The following is a 505-nucleotide window of genomic DNA, read 5'->3' as shown; positions in this document are numbered from 1 at the left end:
GGCGCGCTCTGGGCGCATGCCGTCGCGATGTTCCGGTTGCATCCACTGCTCGGCGTGGGTTACGGGGAGTTCGGCTGGGCGCAGTTCCAGCAGATGGCGCAGGTGCGCGTGACGGCCGAGATGTCCCTGCATGCCCACAACGCCGTGCTCGATCTGCTGGCGAAGACGGGTTTGACGGGGACGGCGGGCGTGGGGGTGCTGCTGCTGGCGTGGCTGGGGCGTGTGGTGCGTAGTCGCCTCTGGCGCGCGACGTCGGCGGAGCGCCCGCAGACCGTGGTGATCCTGCTCTGGCTGGCGATGGTCGGCGCGCATTCGATGCTCGAATACCCGCTCCATTACCTCTACTTCTTCCTGCCGTTCTGCTTCCTGCTGGGATGGCTGGAGCCGTCCGGCTTCGGCAAATGGCGAGTCCCCAAGCCGGTGCCGATGGTCATCGGCATCGCCTTCGTCGCGCTCTCGGCCATCATCCTGACCACGCTCTGGCAGGACTACCGTCGCGTGGAAG

Annotated in this window: 1 protein-coding gene; it reads left to right on the top strand. The window is 67.3% G+C overall.

Translation table 11 applies throughout. The annotated features are described in order from the left end of the window. Window positions 1–505, top strand: a 505-nt coding sequence (locus AB4Z27_RS29475) for a Wzy polymerase domain-containing protein (RefSeq protein ID WP_441646043.1), incomplete at both ends; no start/stop codon positions are given.

The sequence above is a fragment of the Cupriavidus sp. KB_39 genome, from assembly GCF_052114485.1.
GTDB lineage: Bacteria > Pseudomonadota > Gammaproteobacteria > Burkholderiales > Burkholderiaceae > Cupriavidus.
Note: the sequence above shows the minus strand (reverse complement) of the source record. Positions and strands in the feature narration are given on the sequence as shown.